General features: G+C 57.0%; 19 protein-coding genes. 9 read left to right on the top strand and 10 right to left on the bottom strand.

The features are described from left to right. Positions 1 to 28 precede the first annotated feature (28 nt). Positions 29 to 703: a polysaccharide lyase family 7 protein gene (locus ACQRAX_RS15505; RefSeq protein WP_412039540.1), complete on the top strand. Its 675-nt coding sequence runs from the start codon at positions 29 to 31 to the stop codon at positions 701 to 703. An 82-nt stretch (positions 704 to 785) separates the two neighbouring features. Then, positions 786 to 1,625: a glutathione-dependent disulfide-bond oxidoreductase gene (gene yghU, locus ACQRAX_RS15500; RefSeq protein ID WP_412039541.1), complete on the top strand. Its 840-nt coding sequence runs from the start codon at positions 786 to 788 to the stop codon at positions 1,623 to 1,625. A 17-nt stretch (positions 1,626 to 1,642) separates the two neighbouring features. Here the strand turns inward: yghU and ACQRAX_RS15495 are convergent, their stop codons facing one another. Together ACQRAX_RS15495 and ACQRAX_RS15490 are read right to left on the bottom strand one after the other, a co-directional pair. Continuing rightward, on the bottom strand, positions 1,643 to 1,765 hold the full coding sequence (locus ACQRAX_RS15495; protein ID WP_412039542.1) for a putative transporter small subunit: 123 nt from the start codon (positions 1,763 to 1,765) through the stop codon (positions 1,643 to 1,645). Further along, positions 1,756 to 3,423, bottom strand: coding sequence for a sodium:solute symporter family protein (locus tag ACQRAX_RS15490; protein WP_412039543.1), 1,668 nt, complete (start codon positions 3,421 to 3,423; stop codon positions 1,756 to 1,758). The genes ACQRAX_RS15495 and ACQRAX_RS15490 overlap by 10 nt, the downstream gene beginning before the upstream one ends. A gap of 606 nt (positions 3,424 to 4,029) precedes the next feature. Here ACQRAX_RS15490 and ACQRAX_RS15485 point away from each other — a divergent pair. From ACQRAX_RS15485 to ACQRAX_RS15475, 3 genes are read left to right on the top strand one after another with little or no spacing between them, the layout of a single operon-like run. Next, positions 4,030 to 7,443 carry an Ig-like domain-containing protein gene (locus tag ACQRAX_RS15485; RefSeq protein WP_412039649.1) on the top strand — a complete coding sequence of 1,138 codons (3,414 nt, stop codon included), beginning with the start codon at positions 4,030 to 4,032 and terminating at the stop codon, positions 7,441 to 7,443. Between the two features lie 23 nt (positions 7,444 to 7,466). Continuing rightward, positions 7,467 to 8,462, top strand: coding sequence for an SCO family protein (locus ACQRAX_RS15480; RefSeq protein WP_412039544.1), 996 nt, complete (start codon positions 7,467 to 7,469; stop codon positions 8,460 to 8,462). Between the two features lie 27 nt (positions 8,463 to 8,489). Then, entirely contained in the window at positions 8,490 to 8,957 is a 468-nt protein-coding gene (locus ACQRAX_RS15475; protein WP_412039545.1) for a copper chaperone PCu(A)C, read from the top strand. A 24-nt stretch (positions 8,958 to 8,981) separates the two neighbouring features. Here the strand turns inward: ACQRAX_RS15475 and ACQRAX_RS15470 are convergent, their stop codons facing one another. The 4 genes from ACQRAX_RS15470 to ACQRAX_RS15455 form a co-directional block, all read right to left on the bottom strand. After that, positions 8,982 to 10,406, bottom strand: coding sequence for an OprD family outer membrane porin (locus tag ACQRAX_RS15470; protein WP_412039546.1), 1,425 nt, complete (start codon positions 10,404 to 10,406; stop codon positions 8,982 to 8,984). Between the two features lie 43 nt (positions 10,407 to 10,449). Beyond that, entirely contained in the window at positions 10,450 to 11,376 is a 927-nt protein-coding gene (locus ACQRAX_RS15465) for a SphA family protein (protein ID WP_412039547.1), read from the bottom strand. 92 nt (positions 11,377 to 11,468) lie between these two features. Continuing rightward, a complete protein-coding gene (locus ACQRAX_RS15460) occupies positions 11,469 to 11,888 on the bottom strand; it encodes an MAPEG family protein (RefSeq protein ID WP_412039548.1) in 420 nt (139 codons plus the stop codon). A 35-nt stretch (positions 11,889 to 11,923) separates the two neighbouring features. Beyond that, entirely contained in the window at positions 11,924 to 12,499 is a 576-nt protein-coding gene (locus tag ACQRAX_RS15455; RefSeq protein WP_412039549.1) for a hypothetical protein, read from the bottom strand. Between the two features lie 180 nt (positions 12,500 to 12,679). Here ACQRAX_RS15455 and ACQRAX_RS15450 point away from each other — a divergent pair, with 180 nt between their 5' ends. Beyond that, positions 12,680 to 13,912, top strand: coding sequence for a M20/M25/M40 family metallo-hydrolase (locus ACQRAX_RS15450; RefSeq protein ID WP_412039550.1), 1,233 nt, complete (start codon positions 12,680 to 12,682; stop codon positions 13,910 to 13,912). Positions 13,913 to 13,974: 62 nt separating this feature from the next. Here ACQRAX_RS15450 and ACQRAX_RS15445 read toward each other — a convergent pair whose 3' ends face one another. Together ACQRAX_RS15445 and ACQRAX_RS15440 are read right to left on the bottom strand one after the other, a co-directional pair. Next, positions 13,975 to 14,610 (bottom strand): class I SAM-dependent methyltransferase, encoded by a 636-nt coding sequence (locus ACQRAX_RS15445; protein ID WP_412039551.1) that lies wholly within the window; start codon positions 14,608 to 14,610, stop codon positions 13,975 to 13,977. Positions 14,611 to 14,739: 129 nt separating this feature from the next. Further along, positions 14,740 to 15,108, bottom strand: coding sequence for a hypothetical protein (locus ACQRAX_RS15440; RefSeq protein ID WP_412039552.1), 369 nt, complete (start codon positions 15,106 to 15,108; stop codon positions 14,740 to 14,742). 374 nt (positions 15,109 to 15,482) lie between these two features. On the opposite strand from ACQRAX_RS15440, the gene ACQRAX_RS15435 reads away from it, so the two are divergent. Further along, positions 15,483 to 17,699, top strand: a complete 2,217-nt coding sequence (locus ACQRAX_RS15435; RefSeq protein WP_412039553.1) for an LTA synthase family protein — start codon at positions 15,483 to 15,485, stop codon at positions 17,697 to 17,699. Positions 17,700 to 17,730: 31 nt separating this feature from the next. On the opposite strand, the gene ACQRAX_RS15430 is transcribed toward ACQRAX_RS15435, so the two are convergent. Then, complete coding sequence (locus tag ACQRAX_RS15430) at positions 17,731 to 18,345, bottom strand: hypothetical protein (protein ID WP_412039554.1); 615 nt, start codon at positions 18,343 to 18,345, stop codon at positions 17,731 to 17,733. Between the two features lie 208 nt (positions 18,346 to 18,553). On the opposite strand from ACQRAX_RS15430, the gene ACQRAX_RS15425 reads away from it, so the two are divergent. Next, a complete protein-coding gene (locus ACQRAX_RS15425; RefSeq protein ID WP_412039555.1) occupies positions 18,554 to 18,808 on the top strand; it encodes a helix-hairpin-helix domain-containing protein in 255 nt (84 codons plus the stop codon). A gap of 57 nt (positions 18,809 to 18,865) precedes the next feature. On the opposite strand, the gene ACQRAX_RS15420 is transcribed toward ACQRAX_RS15425, so the two are convergent. Continuing rightward, on the bottom strand, positions 18,866 to 19,099 hold the full coding sequence (locus tag ACQRAX_RS15420; protein WP_412039556.1) for a hypothetical protein: 234 nt from the start codon (positions 19,097 to 19,099) through the stop codon (positions 18,866 to 18,868). Positions 19,100 to 19,587: 488 nt separating this feature from the next. Between ACQRAX_RS15420 and ACQRAX_RS15415 the strand changes: the two genes are divergently transcribed. Further along, positions 19,588 to 20,001 carry a hypothetical protein gene (locus ACQRAX_RS15415; protein ID WP_412039557.1) on the top strand — a complete coding sequence of 138 codons (414 nt, stop codon included), beginning with the start codon at positions 19,588 to 19,590 and terminating at the stop codon, positions 19,999 to 20,001. Positions 20,002 to 20,273: the final 272 nt, after the last annotated feature.

The following is a 20,273-nucleotide window of genomic DNA, read 5'->3' as shown; positions in this document are numbered from 1 at the left end:
GCCCTAAGCTTGTTCAGGAGAACATTCCATGACCGTCAATATCAACAACCTGATCATCACTACCCCGGTACCTAAATCCAGTACCGACCCGGTAGCGCTGGAACTCAGCGGCGCCCAAGCGCTGGACCGTCTGCCAGCGGTGATCGCCACCCAAGCCGATGGCTCGGTACGCTTTACTGCACCGACCAAAGGCGCCTCGAGCAAAAGCACCCACCGTACCCGCTGCGAATGGAAAGAACCGGTGTACTGGGCACTGGACAGCGCTGACGAGCATCGCAACCACCAGGTCATGACCCTGACTCAGGTCAACCATGCGCAAAAGGTGGTGATCTCGCAGTTGCACGTCAAAAATGACGACAGCCCGCCGCTCAAGGTGTTCTGGAACAAGGGCAAGATCAGCTACGGCTTTCGTCAGTCGTTCAACCAGGCCTCGCCGGCCAGCATCACCCTGTTGAACAATGTGCCCCTTGGCGCCCTTTTCCAGGTCACTGTCGAAGTCACTGGCAGCGGTGCCCTCACCCTTACCGCCAAGTGCAATGGCAGCAGCGCCAGCACCGGTGCGCTGCAACTGGACACCAGCTGGAAGACACGGACCTTCAATTTCCACGGTGGCGTCTACAACCAGGTGGATTACTCCGACGCCACACCTGCAAGCGATGCTTCGGTGTGCATCCTCAGCACCTTGCAGCTGCGCCACGATTGATTTGCCTCTGAGGCTGTCGCCAAGGTTATGCTGTTGCACACACTCGTCCACAGCACATCACGCGCACCAGGAGGTTCGTTTAATGAGCAAAACACCCTATGTCCCGCCTCAGGTCTGGAAACACGACGCACCGTCGGGTGGCGAATTTGCCAACATCAACCGACCCGTCGCCGGACCGACCCATGACAAGGCGCTCCCGGTTGGCAAACACCCTTTGCAGCTTTACTCCTTGGCCACCCCCAATGGCGTAAAGGTCACCATTTTGCTTGAGGAATTGCTGGCCCTCGGCTGTACCGGAGCCGAATACGACTCCTGGCTCATTCGCATTGGCGAAGGCGATCAGTTTTCCAGTGGCTTTGTCCAGATCAACCCCAATTCGAAAATCCCGGCGCTGCTCGACCGCAGCGTGGAACCTGCGATTCGCGTGTTCGAGTCCGGCTCGATCCTGCTGTACCTGGCAGAAAAATTCGGCCACTTCCTGCCCAAGGATTTGGCCAAGCGCACCGAAACCTTGAACTGGTTGTTCTGGCAAATGGGCGCTGCGCCCTACCTGGGCGGTGGCTTCGGGCATTTCTATGCCTACGCGCCGGAAAAGTTCGAGTACCCGATCAACCGCTTCGCCATGGAAGCCAAGCGCCAACTGGATGTGCTCGACCGCCACCTCAGCGAAAGCACGTACCTGGCGGGCGACCAGTACAGCATCGCCGATATCGCCATCTGGTCTTGGTACGGTCAGTTGGCACTGGGCAAGCTGTATTCGGCCGGTGAGTTCCTCGCTGTGCACGAATACACCCATGTACAGCGCTGGGCGCAAGAAATTGCCAAGCGCCCTGCGGTGATTCGCGGCTTACGGGTGAATCGCACCTGGGGCGATGAAGCCAGCCAGGTAGCGGAGCGGCACGCAGCGGCAGATCTCGATTGAACCGGACAGGCGATGAGTCAAATCATCGCCTGTCCGTTTTTGCGGGCTGTGCGCAGATCTCGCCACAGGGTCACTAACAGCACCAGCAACACCACCAGGGAAATGGCCGGCCAGGCCAGGAAATAAAGGGTTAACCACATACCGCTTCTCCTTTGATCGCGGACTGTTCATGTTGGAACGAGGTCACCCGCGTTGCCAGCACGGTGAAGTCGAAACGTTGTTGATTGCGCAGGCTAAACGCCACACAAACCATGGTGCTAACGCCATAAGCCGTCAGTGAGCTCAGCAGTACGATGTACTCGCGCAAGGTGCCAATAGAAAACGGCAGCATGACTGCCAGCGCCAACGCGCCCACCGCGAGTGCCGCTCGACGCCCGAAGAAACCGAAGGTCATCAGCCCCAGCACCACAGCACCACCTACCGCCGCACAGGCCTCAAAGAACACCGCCACCACCCCTTCGATGGCAACCAACTCGAAGCGCACCACGCTGAACAGCAGCACCGCCAGCAATACCGACCAGACAAATGCCCGGTTATCGACCCGATCCCAGTAGCAACTGGCGATGACCGGAAAGACGATAGCGCCCCATAACGCACCAACGAACACCAGCATCACCAGAATATCGAACTGCAGGCTGGCGAAGATCACACCCAACAGCGTGGCGATGACCATCGTCGCCCGCCCCCACCACAACATGCGACGCGGGTCCGGGCGGCCTTTGGCGAGGTTCTTGCCATAGACATCGGTCATGACGATGGCTGACAGTGCCGCCAGGTCAGAGTCGGCGGTCGACGACAGCGAACCAATCACCAGAATGAAAAGCAAGGCAATGCCCAACGGTGGCAGGTACTGCGAAGCCATCTGCGCAATGATGTTGTTCATATCACCATTGACCGGTTCCAGGCCGGTGAACAGCGCCAACAGACCGAGCATGCCCAGGCCAATGACAATGGCGCCATAGCCAAGAGTGGCCATCAGGAAAGTGGGCTTGATCAGGTCTTCGCGTACGGCGAACAAGCGCTGGGCAATGGTCTGGTTGCCAATCGCATAGGCCAGTACCGCGACGAAGTACGGCGCACCTTGTTCGAGAATGGCCTTGGTTGAGTAGAAGCTGGCCTGTTCCGCGTCGAGTCGCCACACGTTGGCCGCTAACAGATCGGGGCCACCGGCGTTAAAGAAGATCAGCGGGATAATGATGACTGCCGCCAGAATCATCGCCACCAACTGGGCGAAATCGGTCATCACCGAGGCGCGAAACCCGGACCAGAGCGTATAGGACAACACGCCAAACCCGGCAATCAATACCCCCTGAATAAAAGACAATGGGCTGAGCATCGACACCAGGGCACCGGCTGCAGTGAAGTTAACCATCAGACTGATGCAGCTGCCGACGATGTTCGATACCGCCATGATCATCTGGCTGGAAGTGCCGTGCCGGGCATGAAGGATCTCGGCCAAGGTGTGCGCCTTGGGCGCCAACTGGCGAAAGCGTTTACCAAAGGGATAGATGAACAGGATCATCAGCGCACCCCAGAAGCCGTAGTGCAGCGGCCCCGACAAACCGTATTTAAAGCCTGAGGTGGCGCTGGCATAGAACGAGGCTGCCCAGATCCAGGTGGCGATCATGCTCGCACTGGACAGACCGAAGCCGACTGCGCTGTTGGCAACCATGAAGCCATCAACATTTTCGTTTTTCTCGCGGATCAACAAAGACAGGAGAAAGGTGGCGCCGTAGAAGCCAACCAGCAGCAGTATCGCTGAGGTGGTAGAGAGTTGGAAAAAAGCAGTTTCTTGCATTGTGTATGTCCTTTTTTCGCAGGGTCGGTCATGCATGACCAGAGCGGGCTGCGAGAAAGCCGTTTGCGCGGGATGCGATGGGCGGCGAGCCCCATGGCAAAACGGTCGAAGCCAATGGACCGCGATAACGGATGCGCGCAAGCGGGCGCGAACGGCCAAGGCACACCGCAACGGTGCGAGGTATCTGCGAAAAAGGCAGAGGATGCTTCGACGTTTTGCGTCGGGCCACTGAGCGTGGCCTGAAAGATTGACCGCGCAAATGCAGGGTCAGGTATGAAGTGCGATGGACGATTATAAGGATGCCGACGCTGATGGTCCAGCATGGGCCGGCGAGCCTATGCACTTGGTGAAGCGACCGACAAGTGGGGAATTTTTTACAAATAACCAAATATGGGGAACTGCCCCCACTTTCCAACACGAAACGCTGCTCGACAACAAATGGAGTAGTTAGCAAGCTATTGAATAGCCTCAGACTTTTCTTTTAATACCCTCGTCTCCACATCTTGGTGCGTTTTTTGCGCCATGCCCAAGCATGTGGCCAATTGACATTCATTGGCCATCGCTCATGCCAGCGAACCAGTAGGGGCCGAGGTGAACGCTATGCACATGACCACAACGCAGCGTCGCGCAATACACAACCATTTCCGACTCTCAGGCCTCGCGTCTGCGTTGTTAGTCGCCCTCAGTGCCAGCCAAGCCAATGCAGTGCCGATGGACGACACGAGCCCGCCATCACCGACCGACCCCTCCGCCTATACCCAACTTCCCGCTACGCCTCAGGCCGCGTTTGAGGCCATGGAAGCGTTGAAATTACTGCCAGAAGGCAACCACGGTGCGCTAGCCCTGCCTAACGGTGAATACGGTAATAGAAACACTCCGCGTGGTGAAAACGTCTTGCCACCGGCGCTGCAGACGTCCTTCAACTACCCCACCAATGGCCTGGCCAGCCCGTTGTTTGGCGCGCAACCGTTCACCCAGCAGATGCTCCTGTACGAGGAATTCGGCCCGGAGAAACTCGACCCCACCGCCGAAGCCGGCACCCTCCCTTTCCCCATCCCCACCACCGGGCCAGCCCCGGAGCAGGATCCCAACAGCGTCGCCCGTAGTGGCCCCACGGGCGCTGCGTTGGAAGCGTTCTTGCGCCAACCCGGGCTACTGCCGTTCCCCACACAGTACTCCAACGTTCTCGACCGCAACCCCTGGAAGGCGCAGATCGAAGCCTTCCTCAATCGCCATCCGGTGGGCTCACCGGCAGAGGGCCGACCACCTGGAAAAGGCTGGTCGCATCAACGCTGGAACGAGTTCTACCCCCAGGCTGCGATCAAGACTGCGCAAGCCGGTGCGCGGGTCAACCAGGGCTTGCGCGACAGCCGGCAGATGCACCATTACGCCCTGGGTGAGTTCGGTCCCGGCGGGCTTTATCACAACACTGCGGGAATCCCGGCCACGGAAGGGACGGCCAAAGGCATTGGTATTCGCTTTCACCCGAACATGCCGATCCAGAACCACAATTCGCTATGGACCTTCGACGGCACGCTGCCACCAAAACTGCTGATGGCGCGCTACGGGCAACCGATACTGATGCGCCACTACAACGCCCTGCCGATCGACCCGGCGGCCAATGGCGGCTTTGGCCTGCACACCCTCAGCACCCACGAACACAATGGCCACAACCCGGCTGAAAGCGACGGCTACACCAATGCCTTTTTCTTTCCTGGCCAGTACTACGACTACCGTTGGCCGGTGCAACTGGCCGGCTACGACACCATCAACACCAGTGCCCAGGACCCAAGGGCGGCGTTCCCATGTGCGCCAGGCGAAACGCTCTGGGTCAACGATGGCAATCCGGGGCTCAAGACCTGCGAAAACGGCAGCATCAAGGTTCGCGGTGACTGGCGCGAGACCATGAGCACCCACTGGTTCCACGATCACATGCTCGATTTCACCGCCCATAACGTCTACAAGGGCAACGCGGCGATGATGAACTACTACAGCGCCCTGGATCGCGGTAACGAGGCCGTCGAGGACGGCGTCAACCTGCGCCTGCCCAGCGGCACGGCTTTGGCGTGGGGTAACCGCGACTATGACGTCAACCTGACCATCGCCGACAAAGCCTGGGATCAGAGCGGCCAATTGTGGTTCAACCCGTTCAATATCGACGGCTTCATCGGCGACCAGATGATGGTCAACTGGCTGTACAAACCCTACTTCGACGTGCGCGCCCGCAGCTATCGTCTGCGTATCCTCAACGGCTCGGTATCGCGCTACATGAAGATCGCCGTGGTCCGCGAAGTCCAGGGCAACGGCGGCGAGTTCCGCGGCCCGCAGGGCTCCGGGGTGTCGTACAACCGGGTGCCGTTCCATATGATCGCCAACGACGGCAACATCATGGAACACGCCGTACCGTTTGACGGCAGCATGGACCTCAACGGCAACGGCGACCTCAAAGACGACAACGGCATCTTGCCGACACTGGCCATCGCCGAACGTTACGACATCATCATCAACTTCGCCAAACACGGGATCAAACCCGGCGACAAGATCTTCTTCGTCAACCTCATGGAGCATGACACCGGCAAGGGCCCGAGCAAGGACGCGGTGTCATTGGCCGACGTGCTCTCGGAGAAGTACAAGGCGGTCGTCGACCAAACCAGCAAGGGCCCTAGATGGCGTGATGGCGACCCGGTGGTCGGCAAGTTCCTGCAATTCAACGTCAAGGCCTACAGCGGCCAGGACCAGAGCATGGACCCCGTGGCCTTTGAACCCGCCAAGCCGGGTAAAGCCGCTGGTAAGAAAATGATCCCACTGACCATTGATCGTAACGATCAGAACATGCAGGCCAAGCTCAAACAGGTACGCCATCGCAGCTTCGAATTTGGTCGCTCCGATGGTACCGACACCGCGCCCTGGACGATCAAGACCGACGGCGGTTTTGGCTATTCCATGGACCCACGGCGCATTACCGCCGCGCCGAAACTGGCCAACGGCCCCACCGATGCAGGTTATGGCGGCGATGGCACCCTGGAAGTCTGGAAGATCAAAAATGGTGGCAACGGCTGGAGCCACCCGGTGCATGTGCACTTCGAGGAAGGGGTGATCCTCAACCGCGACGGCAAGGCGCCGCCGGAATGGGAAAAATGGGCACGCAAAGACCTCTACCGCGTGGGTCCGGAAGTGGACAGCTCCGGCGAAGTCGAGATGGCGATTCGTTTTCGCGAATTCGCCGGTACGTTCATGGAGCACTGTCACAACACCCAGCATGAAGACAGTTCCATGCTGCTGCGTTTTGACCTGGAGAACCCTGGTCAATTCGAGCTGATGCCTTCACCGATGCCAACCTGGGACGGTGTGGCGTACATCAGTTCCGCCGCCCTGCCCAACTTCCGTGATGAAGACAATGAAGGGCCTGGCGGTGGCGATGATGAGGACAATAAGTTACCGGTGGCCAGGGACGACGGTGGCGCCACCAAAGCCGCTGTGCCCGTCACCCTCAACGTCCTGGCCAACGACAGCGACGCGGATGGCGACCTGCCGCTTACAGTGGTCAGCCTCGGACAACCGGACTCTGGTCAGGGCAGTGTCAGCACTGACGGTACCCGCGTGACCTTCACCCCACCGGCGACAGTAAATGAAGCCTACACCGCGCTCTTCGAATACAAGGTCAAGGATGCCCGCGGGGCGGTATCGCAACTGCCAGCCAACGTCAGGATTGCGGTCAGCCCGGCGGTTGTTGAGGAAGATCAGAACCTCAAGGTGATTAGCGCCAGCGTCACGGTTCGCAGTAACAGCCGCTACGCCTGGGACATTTCCGGCACCAGCTCACTGAAGATCGGTAACACCCTCGCGATCAGCGCATCGACCACCGGCGGACTATTGAACCTAGGCACCGCTACGGTGTTGTCCGGTGGCAACTGGCGGCTATCGGCAAGCACCACGGGCGCAGGACCGACACCGAACCCGACGGTGACGATCAAGTCGGCCAGCGGCAAAGCCGTCACTGCCCCCTTAACAGTGCGTTGAACGCGGATCAGGAGGCACACGTCATGGGCGCCAACACCTGGAATAGATTCAAGCGTTGGCTGCTGGTGCTGACGCTCGGCAGCGCGCAGTCTGCGCTTGCAGCCATCACTGACAGCGACCCAGGGCAACAATGGGGGCGGGACTACTTTCCCAACACGGCGCTGATCAATCAGGACGGGCAGTCGGTACGTTTTTTTGACGACCTGATCAAGGACAAGGTGGTGGCGATCAACTTCATCTTCACCACCTGCACTGACTCGTGCCCATTGGAAACCGCGCGTTTGCGTCAAGTGCAGAAACTGCTCGGTGAGCGCGTGGGCCAGGATGTGTTTTTCTACTCGATCAGTATCGACCCAGAAACCGATACCCCCGAAGCACTCAAGCACTACAAAGAGGCCTTCAAGATTGGCCCCGGCTGGCAGTTTTTGACTGGCAACAAAGAAGACATCACCGTGCTGCGGCAGAAGCTCGGCCTGTTCATGAAAGGTGTCGACGACGGGCAAACCAAGGACCATAACCTCAGCCTGATCATTGGCAATCAAAGCACCGGACGCTGGATGAAAACCTCTCCCATGGAGAACCCCTATGTGCTGGCCGACCGGCTTGGCAAAAGCCTGCACAACTGGAAGCTGGTCAGTGCCAACACCAACGACAGTGCCGCAGCGCCCAGTGTGCGTCCACCCAGCGCGGGTGAGCAGATTTATCGCACACGCTGCTCCTCTTGCCACACCCTCGGTGATACCGAACATGCCGGAATGCGCAGCATCGGCCCCGATCTGCTTGGGGTCACCCGGCAACGTGACCCGGCCTGGCTCAGGCGCTGGATCAAGGAGCCCAATCTGATGCTCGAAGAGAAAGATCCGTTGGCCATGCAGCTGTACCAACAGTACAACCGCCTGGCGATGCCGAATCTGCGATTGGGTGATCTGGAGATCTCGGCAGTGATGTCCTACCTGCAAGAAGAGAGCGAACGCCTACAGGCACGGTCAAGCATTACCGCCAAACACAGCAACCGGTGACATCACCGCTATTGAGGGGATTCGCGCATGGTTACCCGCCTCCTGGTTTTTTCTGCACTGTTCGCCTATAGCACCCTGGGTGTGGCTCAGGACTATCAGCTCGGCGAGCTGCTGATCAGTAACCCGTGGTCGCGTGAACTGCCGGTCGAGCTGCCGGGTGGTTCGGCCTACTTCACGGTTAGCAATCTGGGTACGCAGAGCGATCGCCTGATCGCCGTCAGCAGCCCTCGCGCACAACAGGCCAAGCTGCATACCCAGGCCGTCTCCAATGGCTTGATGAACATGCAACATGTGGCAGTCATGGATATTCCGGCTCAGGCGCAGGTGAAGCTGCAACCGGGCGGCAACCATGTGATGTTGTCTGGAACCGATAAACCGCTCAAAGCCGGCGAACAGTTCCCACTGCTGCTGGAGTTCGAAAAGGCCGGAAAGGTTGAAGTGCTGCTCAACGTACAACCCGCCGACGTGCAAGACGGGCACGCTCACAATCATTGACCGGCATGCACGATCATCTGTCGATCAGAAGAGATTGACCGGATAGTCGACAATCAGGCGGTACTCATCGGCACTACTGTTGCCGCGGGTGTTGCCTGGCGCGGTATAGCCGTCACCCTCACGATGGGTGGCCCAGCGCAGGGTCAGGGACAGATCCTTTGCCGCCCCAGCAGGTACCACATATTTGAGGGCAACATCACGCTCCCAATGTTTGGCATCCTTGCCATCAGGATTGTAGATGTAGCCATAACCGATGCTGTTGGGGTCCACGCGGGTCAAATCTGCTTCGCCGCGGGTGTAGGCGACGATCAGTTGCATTGACGGTGCATCGAGGACGCTCAGATTGGTTTCGTACTGCAAACGCCAGGACTTCTCGCCGGGACCGTTGAAGTCCGCAAACTGCTGGGAGTTGCTCAGGTAGAGAAAGATCCGGTCATCCTGTGTGAGGTAATCAAAAGGGGTTCTGCCGTCCACCTTCTGCACGCCGAGGGTCAGGGTCTGTCCGTACGCCGTCGCGGCTATTCCGCCACTGTAAGTATCGTTATCAATACGCCCCAACTGACTGCGGCCCTGATCGCTCGTTCTGTACCAATGCAGGTAGGGTTTGAGGGTAAGTTGCTCGCCCACCCGGAAGCGCTCTGAGATGCCGAGGTAATACTGGTTCCAGATGTCTTCAAGCTGGCCGCCGTAAACGGTGAGCTGCAGCCCCTGCGGTGTGTTGTAACTGCCACCGAGCCAAGCCACATGAGGGCTTTCCCGGTCGGCTGTGCCTGCACCGTAGGCAGTGACCAGATGACTGTGCCCACTCTGGTTACGCAAACGGGTGGACTCGACAAACCCCGCGTCCAGCCACAGGTCATTCAGACTGTGGTTCTTCAGCGTGACGCCACGGTAGCCCTGGGGAAACAAGCGGCTGGTGCCGCTACCGACCAAAGGGTTTTCCACCAACTGATCCCCCACTTTGAGCAAGGTATCGAGGTAGCGCAGCTTGAGTGCAGCACCGGCACTGGAAAACTCATCTTCAGGCGCGCCGGATGCGTCCAATGGCAGCAAACCAGCACCACCGCTCCCTCCTCCGCCATCGAGCTTCAGGCCCAGAAAAGCATGGGCATCAACGCCCACTCCAATCGGGGTATCGGTAAAGCCGGAACGAAATGACAACAGAAAACCTTGTGCCCATTCGGTCGGATCACGCCGCACCAGGTCCGAATGGTTATCGCGCTGAAAATAGTAGTTCCTGAGCAAACCATCCAGACGCGAACCCTGCACCAAGCCTGGCGCAATTACCAACTCGACGGCTTGGCGGTCATTAACACCGGTGAAGATGTTGTCCTTCTGCCCCATGGCGTTGTCCGCCTGAGCGGGCAGTGCCCAGAGCAGCCCCCAGCCCAAGGGCAGCAGCAGTAAACGACGCTCAACGGCACCCGTAATCATCTTCAGTGCGCTCATGTTTGCTCTGGAAGTCGAAATGTAGCGTAGCTGGCACAGCCTGCTAGAACGGCAGCAGATAACGCAGCGTCAGTTGGTTGCCCTCGGAGCGATTCCTGGCACCTTGCTCGACGTAATAGTTAGCAAAGAAGCTCTGCTTACCGTGGCGATACATCACACCTGGGCCTAGCCCCACTACGCGCTCTTTGGAATCGGATTGGCGCGCGCCATCAATACGATCGGCGGAAACTTGCTGCAACTGATAACCGGCCAAGCCCACTCGCCAGGCGTCGGACACGGCATACGACACGGCGTAGTTACTGTGGAACGCCTCACCCGGCTGAATGCTGTTTGCCTGCAGGTGCTCGCCTGGGTCGTCATTGCGGCTGGACCAAGCGTAGTGCAGACGGCCACTGACTTCGAGTCGATCGGTCAGCTCCCAGGTAAAGGCGTAGTGCGGGCTGACCACCCAGACATTGCTGCCGACATTGATACTGGCGTCACTGTCGTAATCACCGGTTGGTGCAGTGATCACCAGGTTCAGGCGTTGCCAGTAAGGCCGGCCGAACAGCGACACCGGCGCCCACTGCAGAAGCATGGGGCTGAAAATCAGGTCGCCTTGACGTGTTCGCGAACCATCAGGGCCACCGTCGATGTCCAGATCAAGATTAACGATTGGCAGCAAGACTTCGGCACCGTAGTAAGCGCCGAGGATTTTGTGTGAACTGATGTAGGCAAGGTGTGGCAGCACGGTGGTGCTTTGTACTTTTTGCCGACCTGGCACCGCGTTGCCGCGATGGTCTGTTGCATCACTGGAGCGGTAATGCTGGATCGGCAGCTCGAACAATACCCCTGGCCCGACGACGCCATCCATAAAGCTGGTGTTACCCAGCGGCAACGGCGGCAAGCTGACGGCATCCGCTTGCGCCTCGCTGTTGCCGAGTGCAGTGAGGGTCGAAAACAGTACTACAGGTAGTGCGCGAGGTTTCATCCGGGTCTCCATACTGCGCACATAGGCAGCGCGCAGGAAGCTTAGAACTGCAACGACAAGCGCACAATATGCCTAAAATCACTCACATCGTTCTATTTAATGAACACTGAAAGCAACTCAAGCGCCCAAACAGCGGCAATGACCAACTGCACAGCGAACGCGGCAAACCTGATGAAAACCGCCGGAATGCTTCGCGAGAGTAAGTGGACACAGGACTGGATCAGCCGCGCGCCAAGAAACGTATAGGCCAGAGGATCCGTGATCGCTGTTTGCCCCGTGATCAACGCCAACAGCAACAAGCCAGCGAAAATCGGCAGCCCTTCCACACAGTTAGCGTGAGCTCGCGCCAAGCGCTGCATGAAGGGCGAAAGCGTGGCGTTGTCCGGCGTGAACTCATTGGCAGGCACGCCTTTGAACACCACCAGGTAACCCCGTAGCAGCTCCATCAGAATGAGCAGCGCCAACGCCCACACAATGAATCCGACCAAGGTAATCACGCTTGGACTTGCCATTGGACTGTCCTCGTAAGTGTCCAGCAATCAGTCGGTCACTGGCGATCTCGCCAACGATCCGAATCGTAGACAAAACAATCGCCAAGGATGCTGTCGTAGCGAACCAGAAGGCGCAGTCGCGCCTTGGCCACAGCCATGATGGCTGCCGGCTCATGGTTTTCGAGCAGCACGGTAGAGGTACTGAATTTCTTACCCGGAGGAATGAACTCACCGACGATAAACAACTCAGCGTGTTGCTCATAAGGGATATCGCCGAGCAACCGTCTGCTGGCCTCCTCTAATAAATCCGGGCCCTCGCCTAACAGCTGCTCACCATCCACCCAGAGGCTGACCTCGCGAATGATCGCCGGCCCCAGGCCATTGTTTTCCAGGGTGTAACTGTAGCTTCTGGCGTTCACATCGGTGCTGTTCCACGCCGACAGATGGGGCGTGGCCATGCGCCGGTTGTGCAATTCGTGCATTTTTATTTGCCTGGCACTGAAGCGCACGGCAATACAGGCAACGAACACCGAAGCAAACGCTGCCACCGCCGTCAACAGTGTCGACAACTGAGACCACCAGCCTTCCTGGGCCGCTACGACGTACACCACATAATCCTGAATAGGTTCCATGCGGTTCATCCCAGCGAATTTGCGAGGCGCCAATGCATCCCTCGTCGTTAGTCAGCAGCATAGCAATGCGCAAGTGGCAACGAAGGGTCTACGCTCAATACCTGTCCATTCACCTTTACGAGTGAGCGTCTGCGCCTGCAGCGACAGGCAAAATCCCTATCATGGATCGAGGTCCCACCTATGCCGTTGTCCCGCTTCCCCTTGTCTACAGCCCTTGCCCTGTCTCTTACCTGCCTTACCACCCATGCCGCCGAACCCTCGGCCGCGGTGCTGCTCAAGCAAGCACAAGCCGAGCGCCCAGGGTATCTGGAGACCTTGAAGACCCTGGTTGCAGTTGATACCGGCACCGGCACCGAACAAGGCCTGAATGAAATCAGCGCGCTGCTGGTCAAGCGTCTGCAAGCGTTGGGCGCCACGGTTCAGACCAGCCCGGCAACACCCTCTGTGGGCGACAACATCGTCGGCACTTTCAAAGGCAGCGGTAGCAAGAACTTTTTGTTGATGGTGCATTACGACACCGTGTTCGGCCCCGGCACCGTCGCCAAGCGACCGTTTCGCACCGAGGGCGAACGCGCCTACGGGCCTGGCGTTGCTGACGCCAAGGGCGGCGTAGCGATGATCCTGCATGCGGTCAAACTGCTCCAGGAGCAACAGTTCAAAGGTTATGACACCCTTACCGTGCTGTTTAACCCGGACGAGGAAATGGGCTCAGCCGGCTCCAAAACCATCATCAGCGAACTGGCCCGCAAACATGACTACGTGTTCTCCTACGAGCCGCCGGACAAGGATGCCGTGACTATCGCCACCAACGGCATCAACCGCTTGAGCCTGGAGGTCAAGGGCCGCTCCTCCCATGCCGGCTCCGCCCCGGAACAAGGCCGCAACGCCTTGACAGAACTGGCCCACCAGATCGTCCAGCTCAAGGACCTGGGCGATCCGAGCAAAGGCACCACGGTGAACTGGACATTGGCCAAGGCCGGCGAGAAAGCCAACATCATCCCTGCCCTGGCCACGGCTGAAGCCGACATGCGCTATTCGGATCTGCGTGAAACCGAGCGAGTGTTAGCGCAGGCCAAGCGCATTGCCGAGAAGAAACTAATCGCCGAGACTGAAACCACCGTCACCCTACAAAAGGGTCGACCACCGTTGGCTAAAAATGAAGGTTCAGAACAACTGGCGAAAACGGCGCAACAGCTGTACAGCGAGATTGGCATGAAAATCGAGCCGATCGCCATGCGCTTTGGTACTGATGCCGGTTACGCCTATGTGCCGGGCAGTACCAAACCGGCAGTGCTGGAGACGATGGGCGTGGTGGGTGCGGGGCTGCATGCAGATGACGAGTACATTGAGCTGGGTAGCGTGGCGCCGCGCTTGTATTTGACGGTGGCGATGATTATGGCATTGGCGAAGTAGTACAGCGCGCTCAGTCGTGCGAAAACAAGCCCTGCGCGACTGAGCGATCTGCATAAATGATGCTAGGCGCGCGCTATTGGTTTCTTTGCAATAAAGTCAAAACGGTGCCAATGCTTGAAGCCGCGCATGCATGGGCCGTCCTCTTCATGTACTTGGAACAGATGAAGATCCAAGCCCTGGAACAACGCTCTAGCTTGCGCTTCGGAATGGAAATTCATGAATGTTCGGTCTGCCCAATCATCCCTGTCACCGAACAGATTCCCGGCAAAAACGCCGCCCGGTTCCAGCGTCGAGAGAATGTTCGACCAGAAGTCTGCGAAATGCTCACGGTGGCAGAATGGTAAAGCCATACCAGCAAAAATCAGTGATGACGAAGGCAATGGATGTAGGCATTCAAACGCCTGCGCCACTGCGCACAACTGACCTTCTGGAAAGCCGCGCCCCCTTGCCTTTACAAGGTTGATTGCATTGTCCTCACGATCAACCGCCAGCACGTTCCAGCCTGAATCCAACAAGAACCTGGTGTCGTTGCCGGCACCACAGCCGAGGTCTATTGCTTGCCTGATGGGCGTGTCGGTGTCGACAAGGTGTAAGGCCGCTCGAAGCAGCACAGAGGCTGGACGGCCTTCATGGTGGTCGTAGTAGGTTTTCCAATTAGACGACCTGTCTGCGTTGTTGAATTCCGTTTCGCTGTTCATGACCGATTTATTAGATTGTTTAAAGTATTGAATACTACCGCGTGCCGCACTCGATCGGAGCGCGCCCCATAACGCCTGTTTGCTCAGCACCGTCAAAAAGCCCAGCGCAGGGCTGGGCTTTGGGCTCGACTAGGTATTTGAACACATTAGCGCAGCGTCAAGCAGCCGACCCTTGTCGTACCAAGCATCTCGTTGGTAGGCGGAAAAGTGCTGCTGACTTCCAGCAGCGGAAACTTCAATGAGGCCCGTGGCTTTATCAGGGTCAGTGCTATCAACAAAGAGTTTTAACGCGTCATTTTCCTTTACCGTGTACATTTTTGAGCTTCCTGGAAGCTCACCTTGCACGCAGGCAACATAATCAGTCGAACGCTTCGCAGTAGTACCAGAGGTGAAATCATCTCCCGTACGGATATCAGGGTTTTGCGCACACCCAGCCAGGAAAAAGCTGACAAGCAACGACAAGATCACTTCACGGCTGATCGACCTTGAATGCTTCATAAGACATCCTCCGACTACCCCCTGTTAAGTGCATTGAACAGCTAGGGATAAGACGGCCATTTTTTTATTATTGGCTTGTGTTCAAGTTGAAGAAACTTCATCTCGCTAATGTTACCCCTCGCAATAACCCATAACTATTCTTGTTGGCTATATCTTCTACTCAGAATTTGAATTACCTGGGCTGTGCTTGCAGCAATCGTCACCATTGCATTGCCTTGAAACCGCCACGGAGTCTCGATGCAGGCCCGGCACAGGGGAAATGCCTGGTAACAACATCCCTGCAATCCATCTTCTCCACGCCCGCAAATCCTCAAGGCGATCCCGGATACTTTTCACAGAGCTGATACTATGAAGCACAGTTATGTGAAGATTTGATGGCTAGAAGGACTTTTGTGAACGTCATTCATCGCCTGTTAAGGCACCCCCTTTCGCGCCTTATTGCCCTGACCGGGCTGGTGCTGCTCATCCCGTTGTGCCTGCGCGTGGCACTGGGTTGGTTGAATCCGCTCGGCATTCTCTCCGACCTGGCGATTGCCAGCCTGCTGATCGTGCTCCTGCATAAACGTCCCTGGTGGCAATCACTACCGGTGTTGTTGGCATGGGGCGTGATGACGCTGGCTACGGTCGAACTGGTCAGTGCGGTGGGTAGGCTTCCAACGATCGCCGACCTGCACTACCTGATTGACCCGCAATTTCTGGAAAACTCCAGCGGCGGCGGTTTCGCCCAACCCTGGCTAGCCGTCACCCTGCTGATCGGGCTGGTGATTTGGCTGGCAACCCAGTGGATGGGGCGTTCCGTACCTGCTCCCGGCTTGCCGCGAAGCGCATGGGCTGCGCCGCTCCTGCTCTTGCTAACCCATTGGGGCATTCAACACCTGCAACCTTCTGAGGCAGACCAGTGGGTTGTGTACAACCTGCCACATCAGTTGCTGGCAGCGAGCGTTGGCGATGTGCAAATGCGCACCGAAGAATGGCTGGAGGGTGACACTGTAGAGGCTCCACCAGACATGGCGGGGCTCACCCAACTGGATCTGGATGGGCAGAAACTGCTGGCGACACCGGGGAGCGCTCGCAACGTACTGATTATCGCTCTGGAAGGTATCCCCGGTGCCTATGTCGGGGTCAACCGCCAGGCCTTGCACAGCAGCTATCAAGAGAACCTCATGCCTAACCTCAGTCGCTGGGCAGAGCGCGGCATGAACACGCCAGATTATGTGCTGCATAGCCACCAAACCATTCGTGGCCTGTATGCAATGCTCTGCGGCGATTACGACAAACTCGACAATGGCACGCCCAAAGGCGTCGAGATGCTGACCCAGAACGAACGCAACCAGGCCTGCCTGCCAGCCCAATTGCGCAAGAACGGGTTCTCGACCCACTACCTGCAGGGTGCTGGCCTGCGCTTTATGGCCAAAGACAAGATCATGCCGCACATCGGCTTCGATACCACCCTGGGGCTGGAATGGTTCACCAACAGCAATTACCTGGAGTTCCCTTGGGGCAAAGATGATAAGGCGTTCTTTGAAGGCGCTCTGGACTACGTTGGCCAGCTGAAAAAGCAGAAACAACCCTGGATGCTGACCTTGCTGACCGTTGGCACTCACCAACCCTACTCGGCCCCCGACGATTACCTGCAACGCTATGACACCCCCAAGCAGGCCGCCGTTGCCTATCTGGATGATGCCCTGGGTGAGTTTCTCAGCGGCCTGGAACGTAAAGGCATCTTGAAAGACACCTTGGTGGTCATCACCTCAGACGAATCCCACGGCATTGATGGTGTTCGATTGGCCTCATCCTGGGGCTTCAACCTGACGCTTTCTCCCCAACAGGATCAGTTACCCCACGTGAAGTCCGGCGTGTACGGCCATGTCGACCTGAGCGCTTCGATACTCGATTATTTTGGCTTGCCTGTCCCCTCAGCGTTGAGTGGCCGTTCGCTGTTTCGCGACTATCAAACCGGCCGCGAAATCATGTCGTATACCAACGGCAAACTTCGCTATCACAATGGTCAGGGCACCTTGACCGAATGCGACTTCCAACAGCGCTGCCGGAATTATGCAAGCAAGGGTTTCATCTCCGAACAGGTCACCTTGACGGAGCAGTACCGTGGTAAACGTGCTCGACAGACCTTGGCAAAAGCTACAGCTCTGAATCATTCGTTGCTTCGCACGCCACTGAATCAGCATTACCAGTTCGGCAGCCCGGCGATCATCCCGCTGCAAGCGCAGATCAAAGATGACTGGGCCGACAACCTTATCGGTGCTCAGTATCTGGAAATGCCCAAAGGCTCCCACACCCGGGTGCGCATGACCATACGTTCGGTAGATCCACAACAGAAGGCCTACATATTGCTCAAGGCCAAGGAGCTGGAGCAGGATGTCCCGTTGGGCCTGCCGGAAGAAATGGTAGTAACGGCTGATCAGCCACTGCAGATGGATTTCAGTTTTGATAACCCAGAGCCGCGCAAGGCGTTTTCTTTCCACCTGCTGGGCTATGGGCTTGGCGCTGTTGAGGTCAGCGATTTCAGTGTGATTACTGAGGAAACTGGGCAATCAGAAAGCGTGAGCGAATTGCCGGAAGGGAGCAGTTGATTTGCGGGGGCTGAATGGACACATCGTAGCCTCAGGCGTGATCACCATTCCCACTGAAGTGTCGATTTTCGAAGCCCAGGCCGCTGGAGTCTTCGAAGTCGGGGGCGCTTGGGGCATGATTATTTCGTTCACGACCAGAAAAGTAATTCTGCCTGGCGACAGCCGCTCTCACCAACAGACTTGAATTGCGTGGTTTTCCATTTTCGTCGACTAACACTAACGAGAAGGCACACTGGCAACCGATGGCATTATCGTCTTTCACCATCCAATGCTTTATGTCGTCAGCCGTATACAACCAACCATGGCGTGCTGCGTGTGATGTACGGGTCGATGGCGACAGCGCCGAGATATGCATGAATCGATGCAATAACCCAAGCCGATGACAATCAGCTTCATCCTCTTCAAGGGTACGCATTCTCTCGTGCTGTATTGCTGCGTCCTTTACCTTATCCATGGCGCCACCCTTCCCATGGGAGCCCCCCGGATGATGAGTGATTTTCCCCGCATTAGGGGACAGAACTGGGCAAGTATCCAATGAGCCTTTCGCTTGAGGGCGGTATGCTCGATAGACATGGATGGCCACCACATCAACAAGCAGAGCTATCACGACCGCAGCAATCTCGAAATAGCTCACCAAGTTAATCATGGCCCTGCTCCCAACGCGTTTGGTTGTGGGAGAGTGAGCAATTTCTATTCCAGTTCTCATTTGTCAGATCCGGTCACGGAGGGCAGTGTCATCCGGCTATTTGTGAGCAAAGGCAAGCATTACTCCACGTTCCTGACTGCGCGGTTGAGGCAATCGCCAACTTAAGGCAATCTTCCAAACACTCATGGATCAGAAAAGGATTTCCCGGATGCCATTTCCACCTCACGAGCGGACCGCACTGCTTGCGCTCAAAGGCGTAGGCCCAACCGTCATTACCCGGCTTGAGCAGATGGGGATCGAATCACTGGCTGAGCTAGGTAAATCGGATGTCAGCAGCATCTTGGCGCAAGCATCAGCGGCGTTAGGCTCGACCTGCTGGAAGAACAGCCCTCAAGCTCGATCCGCCATCACTGCAGCCGTCGACCTTGCGAAAGCTTCAACTGCAAGAGCCCCTGTCCGGTAGGCTCGTTCAACCAGACGGCACTCTCTTTCACGTGCACAAAACGAAGGGCTGACGCTCTCAGCGTTGACCCTCATGCACGATAACCCTCACGCCTGTAGCCACAATTTCGTACTCAGTCTCGGAAATTTTTTTCACGTCTCCCCCAAATTGCATTTCGAAATGCTTCAGGCCTTCATGTCGAACCATGCCGTGTGGCGAGCGCTCAACTGTCTCGTCCTGATAAATGTTAATTACGTATTCCAAGTTATCCGTGCCAAGCCCAACTATTTTCCCGACATATTTATCTGCCATGTTCGAGCTCCTTGGGTGAAGTCTCAAAGTAGCTGGTATCGACAGATCAATCCACGGCATTGAAAAGTTCAGCTCACTCCGATATTGGTCTGCGCGTGAGCGAACGCACGGCTTGCCTCCTGTGTACATGCTTGAAAAACGCTTTTTGTGGGCGATCAGGGCGGCGCTGCTTCCTGGCTCATCGTTCGCTTCGCTTACGAATTTGCGAGCGCCAGAGCCTGCGCTGTATCCATCGGCAGATGATGTACTGCAGAGCCATCCAGCAAAGCAAAAAGCCAGGTGTCTGGTTTGTCTGGCATATGGTGCATTCCGGTTCCTCTCTCTCGGGGAGCTATGAATAAAAAGCCCGCCCAAGGCGAACATGGGTTCCGTGCTATCGTCGTTGACGTTGTTTGACCTGCCCCCCAGCCAGTGGCAACCTAGACGGCTGCCTCAAAATCAGCGACGGAACTCTTCACCTCAAGGCTTACTTTCTTCGGATATCTGGCATGACTTCACAACTCGAAATAGTCATCAACGCGACAAAGAAGCTCGAATCTCTGCTGACCCGACTGGGCGCGGACGGCAGAGGCCTTCAAGAAAAGTGTGACTCTGTGGCGCACTTGTTACCGCCCGAGATAGTTGGGTCGGTCAAGTACCTAGCCCGAAATCGAAATAAATTGCTGCATGAAGATGGTTTCGAGCTCTCCGACCTGGGAGCCTTCCAGTATCAGGCGGGCTCGGCGATTGCTTATTTAGAAAAAGTTACGACTCTCAACCAGAAGATCGAGGAGCCAGTACGCAACGGAATCACGATCACAATGCCTGACAGAATTGTTCACCCTGACCCGATAGAGGAATTGGAGTGGTTTTTGGCGCAGGATCCAGTATTCACTGAGCCTCATGAAAAGCCGAAGAGCTGAACGAAAAAAGCCCATCTCAATGGGAGGTCAATAACTATCTTGTGATGGCTGCTTAAGCCTCATCATTACCTGACTCGCCGCGGGGCTTGACCAATGTCAGCTCGCCGGCACCGTGGCCACGAGGAACAGCTGCACCTCGCACAGATTACTAGGTTCTGTACGAAATCCCGAGAAACCCAATCGGCGCCCCTCGGGAGCTTAGATTTTGTAGAGTCGGCGGCTATCTACGGAAAGGAATCCTGTGATGGCAAAGCGTTATGAACTCTCGGATG

This window comes from Pseudomonas sp. UM16, assembly GCF_050312595.1.
GTDB lineage: Bacteria > Pseudomonadota > Gammaproteobacteria > Pseudomonadales > Pseudomonadaceae > Aquipseudomonas.
The sequence above is the reverse complement of the archived record's forward strand: the minus strand, read 5'-3'. Positions and strand labels throughout refer to the sequence as shown.

Excerpts from the sequence above, each read along its gene's own strand:
- ACQRAX_RS15505 (WP_412039540.1), top strand. The coding sequence starts at position 29 with ATGACCGTCAATATCAACAACCTGATCATCACTACCCCGGTACCTAAA.
- yghU (WP_412039541.1), top strand. The coding sequence starts at position 786 with ATGAGCAAAACACCCTATGTCCCGCCTCAGGTCTGGAAACACGACGCA.
- ACQRAX_RS15495 (WP_412039542.1), bottom strand. The coding sequence starts at position 1,765 with ATGTGGTTAACCCTTTATTTCCTGGCCTGGCCGGCCATTTCCCTGGTG.
- ACQRAX_RS15490 (WP_412039543.1), bottom strand. The coding sequence starts at position 3,423 with ATGCAAGAAACTGCTTTTTTCCAACTCTCTACCACCTCAGCGATACTG.
- ACQRAX_RS15485 (WP_412039649.1), top strand. The coding sequence starts at position 4,030 with ATGACCACAACGCAGCGTCGCGCAATACACAACCATTTCCGACTCTCA.
- ACQRAX_RS15480 (WP_412039544.1), top strand. The coding sequence starts at position 7,467 with ATGGGCGCCAACACCTGGAATAGATTCAAGCGTTGGCTGCTGGTGCTG.
- ACQRAX_RS15475 (WP_412039545.1), top strand. The coding sequence starts at position 8,490 with ATGGTTACCCGCCTCCTGGTTTTTTCTGCACTGTTCGCCTATAGCACC.
- ACQRAX_RS15470 (WP_412039546.1), bottom strand. The coding sequence starts at position 10,406 with ATGAGCGCACTGAAGATGATTACGGGTGCCGTTGAGCGTCGTTTACTG.
- ACQRAX_RS15465 (WP_412039547.1), bottom strand. The coding sequence starts at position 11,376 with ATGAAACCTCGCGCACTACCTGTAGTACTGTTTTCGACCCTCACTGCA.
- ACQRAX_RS15460 (WP_412039548.1), bottom strand. The coding sequence starts at position 11,888 with ATGGCAAGTCCAAGCGTGATTACCTTGGTCGGATTCATTGTGTGGGCG.
- ACQRAX_RS15455 (WP_412039549.1), bottom strand. The coding sequence starts at position 12,499 with ATGGAACCTATTCAGGATTATGTGGTGTACGTCGTAGCGGCCCAGGAA.
- ACQRAX_RS15450 (WP_412039550.1), top strand. The coding sequence starts at position 12,680 with ATGCCGTTGTCCCGCTTCCCCTTGTCTACAGCCCTTGCCCTGTCTCTT.
- ACQRAX_RS15445 (WP_412039551.1), bottom strand. The coding sequence starts at position 14,610 with ATGAACAGCGAAACGGAATTCAACAACGCAGACAGGTCGTCTAATTGG.
- ACQRAX_RS15440 (WP_412039552.1), bottom strand. The coding sequence starts at position 15,108 with ATGAAGCATTCAAGGTCGATCAGCCGTGAAGTGATCTTGTCGTTGCTT.
- ACQRAX_RS15435 (WP_412039553.1), top strand. The coding sequence starts at position 15,483 with ATGGCTAGAAGGACTTTTGTGAACGTCATTCATCGCCTGTTAAGGCAC.
- ACQRAX_RS15430 (WP_412039554.1), bottom strand. The coding sequence starts at position 18,345 with ATGATTAACTTGGTGAGCTATTTCGAGATTGCTGCGGTCGTGATAGCT.
- ACQRAX_RS15425 (WP_412039555.1), top strand. The coding sequence starts at position 18,554 with ATGCCATTTCCACCTCACGAGCGGACCGCACTGCTTGCGCTCAAAGGC.
- ACQRAX_RS15420 (WP_412039556.1), bottom strand. The coding sequence starts at position 19,099 with ATGGCAGATAAATATGTCGGGAAAATAGTTGGGCTTGGCACGGATAAC.
- ACQRAX_RS15415 (WP_412039557.1), top strand. The coding sequence starts at position 19,588 with ATGACTTCACAACTCGAAATAGTCATCAACGCGACAAAGAAGCTCGAA.